Origin of the sequence: uncultured Wocania sp., from assembly GCF_964021735.1 — a bacterium.
In the GTDB taxonomy this organism is placed as follows: domain Bacteria; phylum Bacteroidota; class Bacteroidia; order Flavobacteriales; family Flavobacteriaceae; genus Wocania_A.
Genome location: NZ_CAXIBN010000211.1, coordinates 1 through 4871 on the forward strand (window position 1 = coordinate 1; position 4871 = coordinate 4871).

A 4871-nucleotide genomic window follows, 5' to 3' on the forward strand; every position below is an offset into this window, starting at 1 on the left:
CAAAACAGCAAACAAGTGCATTAATGTTCTTGTCAACATATACAGATAGCGACGATTATGATGCGACATTTATTCAGAACTACTTAAAAATAAACGTGATTCCAGCCATGCAACGTATTCAAGGTGTTGGGGATGTAAGTGTGTTTTCGCAACAAGATTATGCAATGCGTATTTGGTTAAAGCCAGAAAAATTAGCAGCCTATAATTTAATTCCATCTGATATTTCAGCTGCTTTACAAGAGCAAAACTTGGAAGCCGCAGCGGGCTCGTTAGGAGAAAATAATGGTGAAGCATTTTCGTATGTGTTAACGTATAGTGGGCGTTTTAAAGAACAGAAACAATACGGGGACATCATAATTAAAGCTTTAGGGAATGGCGAGTTTTTACGTTTAAACGATGTGGCAACTATTGAATTAGATGCACAATCGTATGCGTCTAACGCCATGAGCAAAGGGCACCCTGCGGTATTTATGGGCATCTTTCAGACCAAAGGTTCTAATGCACAGGAAATTATTGAGAATATTAAAACGACCTTAAATACGGTTGAAAAAGATTTACCTGAAGGCTTACATATTTTTGTGCCTTACGATACCAGTTTGTTTTTAAATGCGTCCATAGATAAAGTAATCAGCACGCTGCTTGAGGCGTTCTTACTGGTTTTTTTAGTCGTATTTATCTTTCTGCAAGATTTTAGGTCGACTTTAATTCCGGCCATCGCTGTGCCAGTTTCGATTATTGGAACCTTCTTTTTCTTGAATGTCTTTGGGTATTCTATCAACCTTTTAACACTATTTGCATTGGTACTTGCCATTGGAATTGTAGTAGATGATGCCATTGTAGTCGTTGAAGCCGTTCATGCTAAAATGGATAATGGTGAAAAGGATCCTAAAAAAGCAACGCTCGATGCCATGACCGAAATATCTGGAGCCATTATATCGATTACTTTGGTAATGGCAGCCGTATTTATTCCAGTAACGTTTGTAACTGGGCCAACAGGTGTGTTTTATGAGCAATTTGGGGTAACCTTAATTATCGCAATTCTTATTTCGGCAGTAAACGCCTTAACCTTGAGCCCTGCCTTATGTGCGTTATTTTTAAAAACACACAAGGAAGACGAAGAACTGAAAGGCAAAGGGCCATTAAAACGTTTTTACACGCTTTTTAATCGCGGATTTAATGCCACTGTTGATCGATATGGGAAATCACTTCAGTTTTTATACAAAAGAAAATGGGTGCCAGTGTTGCTTTTGGCATTAGCTGTTGCAGGTATTTTTTATGCGTCAAAAACAACACCTACTGGTTTTGTGCCAAATGAAGATAGAGGAATTATTTTTGCAAATATCGAGTTGCCAGCTGGTGCTTCTTTAGATAGAACGAATGAAGTTGTAAAAAGTTTAAACGATAAAACCAAAGATTTAGATGGTGTAGTTGGTGTTTCATTTATAAAAGGAAGAAGTTTAATTAGTGGTTCTGGTAGCAATTACGGTTTTGGTATTATTAAACTTGCCGATTGGAAAGATCGTGAAACCGAAGCACTTTCGGCAGAAGCTATAACAGGGAAATTGTTTGGTATAGCGGCATCTATTCCTGAAGCTAACGTTATTTTCTTTGCACCGCCAAGTATTCGTGGTTTTGGTAATTCCGCAGGTTTCGAGGTAAATTTATTAGATAAGTTTGGTGGCGAGTTTACAGATTTAGACAAAGTAAATCAAGAATTTTCCAAGGCTTTGATGAGTCACCCAGAAATTAAATATGCGCAATCGTCTTTCAATACAAAATATCCTCAATACGAAATGGATATTAACGTACCATTAGCAAAAGAAAAAGGCGTGCCCATTAATAGTATTTTTTCAACACTACAAGGCTATATAGGAGGTGTTTATGCTTCCGATTTTTCAAGATTTGGAAAACAATTTAGAGTGTATATCCAATCGTTGCCAGAAGATAGAGCTGATGTAAATGCCTTGAATAGCATGTATGTTAGAACAAATTCAGGAGACATGACACCCATTACACAGTTTGTGAAATTAGAGCGTGTATATGGCCCGCAATCTGTTACGCGTTTCAACCTATTCAATTCTACATCAATTACTGGAGCAACAAACGCAGGGTTTAGTACAGGAGATGCCATTAGAGTGATTGAAGAAGAAGTGGCAAAATTACCAAGTAATTATACCGTTGCATACTCTGGTTTAACGCGTGAAGAGGTAAATGCAGGAAACCAAACGATGTTCATATTTATATTAAGTATTTTGTTTGTGTATTTCTTATTAAGCGCACAATACGAAAGTTACTTATTACCATTTGCTGTAGTGTTATCGTTACCATTTGGGGTGTTTGGAGCTTATATAAGCACGAAGTTTTTTGGATTGGAAAACAACATTTATTTCCAAATTGCCTTAATTATGCTTATCGGATTGCTTGCTAAAAACGCCATCCTTATTGTGGAGTTTGCGCTTCAAAGACGAAAAAATGGTGAAAGTATTGTAGATGCAGCCATCCATGGAGCCAAAGCGCGTTTACGTCCAATTTTAATGACCTCGTTCGCTTTTATTTTAGGGCTCATGCCGTTGGTGTTGGCTAAAGGTGTTGGAGCCGAAGGAAACAACTCTATTGGTACAGGAGCCGCAGGCGGAATGCTTATAGGAACCATTTTAGGCGTATTTGTAATCCCGCTTTTATTTATTCTTTTCCAGTGGTTACAGGAAAAGGTCTCTAGTAAACCAGTAGTAATTGAAACAAAAGAATAGTAAGATGACATTTATAAAAAAACCATATATATATAGAACGCTTGTTGTAGTATTCATGGCGTTCACATTACAAAGTTGTTTTGTGGCAAAAGATTATGCAAGACCAGAAGAACTACAAGAAACGGAAAATTTATACCGAACAGACAATCTGCCAACCGATAGTTTATCTATGGCAGATGTATCTTGGAAAGATATGTTTGCTGATGCAAATTTAAAGCAATACATTGAAGAAGGCTTGCAAAATAATTTAGATATTCGTGTGGCTTTACAGCAAATGGCCGTTGCCGAAGCGTATATGAAACAAGGAAAAGCGGGGAATTTACCAAGCATTAATGCCAATGCGTCTGCTTCACGATCTTATTTATCGGGAAATGGCCAGCAAGGTGCTATATTAAGTAGTCTTGGAACCGACCATGTCGATCAATTTGAACTTTCTGGCGCCTTATCTTGGGAAGCTGATATCTGGGGAAAAATACGCAGTAACAAACGCGCTGGCGAAGCGGGTTATTTACAAAGTGTGGCTGCGCATCAAGCGGTAAAAACCCAATTGGTATCTGCTATTGCATCGACCTATTATCAACTATTGGCGTTAGACGCACAATTAAAAGTTACCAAAGAAACTATTGCAACCCGTGATAGTAGTGTGGTTACCATTAAAACGTTAAAAGATGCAGGACAGGTAACGCAGGTTGCGGTTGACCAAAACATCGCGCAGTATAATAATGCCAAAGCCTTACAAGTAGATTTGGAAGTAGCTATTTTTAAAACAGAAAACACCTTGAATTTACTCCTTGGGAAAGATTCTAAAGCGGTTAAACGAGGTGCTTTGGAAAATCAAGCATTAGAATCCAATATTAAGTTAGGTGTTCCAGCAACTTTGTTAAGTAATCGTCCAGATGTTATGGCGGCTGAATACGGACTGATTAATGCCTTTGAAATGACGAATGTGGCACGAAGTAATTTTTATCCCTCGTTAACATTGACAGCTTCTAGCGGATTTCAAAGTTTACAATTAGATGACTTGTTAAGTGCTAACTCGTTGTTTGCCAATATTATTGGTGGATTGGCACAACCTATTTTTAACAAACGAGCGATAAAAACACAGCACGAAGTAGCCAAAGCACAACAAGAACAAGCACTGTTAAGTTTTAAAAAGACGTTGCTAACGGCAGGAAATGAAGTATCTAACGCGCTATATGCTTATAATGCTGAAACCGAGAAATTTGAATACCGTCAAAAAGAAGTCGAAGCTTTACGTAATGCTGAAAGTAATTCAGAAGAATTGTTGAAAAATGGGTATGCCAATTATCTAGACTTGTTAACGGCAAGACAAAGTGCTTTGAGTGCTGAATTGAATGTGATTGACAACAAATTGAATCAGTTGTTAAGTGTCGTGAATTTATACGAAGCCCTTGGTGGTGGATGGAAATAAAAATTAGTATTAATAGGCTAAGTTAATTATGGGCAAAGAACAAATTATAGCGTTCGCAGCCGAGAAATTTACTCAATTTGGCAGTAGGCGGTTCACTATGGATGAGCTTGCTGCCTTGTTGGGTATTTCTAAAAAAACAATCTACAAGTACTTTTCCAGTAAGGAAGACTTGGTAACAGCTAGTATTCAGCATTTAATAAACGAATATAACCAAACGTTAAAATACTTAATTGAAGTAGAAAAAGACCCTATTACCAGGATTGTTATAATGTATGAAAAGGCTTTTGATCGTCTTAAATATTTTGAACCTTCTTTTATTTTCGGACTTCGAAAATACTATCCTTCGGCCAATAAAGTATTTGATGATTTTCGTGATAATTTTGTAAAGATTAGAGTATATAATCTTTTGAAAATTGCAAAAGAAAAAGGTTTTTTGGTTGATGAGGTAAATTTAAAATTGTTCTGCGATTTATATTTTAAAAAGTTTGAAGAGATTGCCTTCACAAATAATAACCTTTTTGAAATATATTCCAATAAGGACTTGTTAAACCACTTTATAGTATATAGCTTACGAGGTATTACAAAATCAAGTTATAAAAATCCTTATTTTGAATAGTTTGTTATTTTTACACTTATGAAAAAAGACATCCAAATACCAAAAGTTGAAAACGTATACATAGCTATTGTAA

Annotated in this window: 3 protein-coding genes; all 3 read left to right on the forward strand. The window is 36.5% G+C overall.

What is annotated here, in order from left to right; translation table 11 throughout:
* Window positions 1-2750, forward strand: a 2750-nt coding sequence (locus AADI82_RS13715) for an efflux RND transporter permease subunit (protein ID WP_341216993.1), incomplete at its 5' end; no start/stop codon positions are given.
* Between the two features lie 4 nt (window positions 2751-2754).
* Window positions 2755-4182, forward strand: coding sequence for an efflux transporter outer membrane subunit (locus AADI82_RS13720; protein WP_341216994.1), 1428 nt, complete (start codon window positions 2755-2757; stop codon window positions 4180-4182).
* A gap of 28 nt (window positions 4183-4210) precedes the next feature.
* Window positions 4211-4798, forward strand: coding sequence for a TetR/AcrR family transcriptional regulator (locus tag AADI82_RS13725; RefSeq protein ID WP_341216995.1), 588 nt, complete (start codon window positions 4211-4213; stop codon window positions 4796-4798).
* Window positions 4799-4871 lie beyond the last annotated feature (73 nt).

Bases quoted from the DNA above. Each gene is read 5' to 3' on its own strand.
- AADI82_RS13720 (WP_341216994.1), top strand. From the start codon at position 2,755: ATGACATTTATAAAAAAACCATATATATATAGAACGCTTGTTGTAGTA.
- AADI82_RS13725 (WP_341216995.1), top strand. From the start codon at position 4,211: ATGGGCAAAGAACAAATTATAGCGTTCGCAGCCGAGAAATTTACTCAA.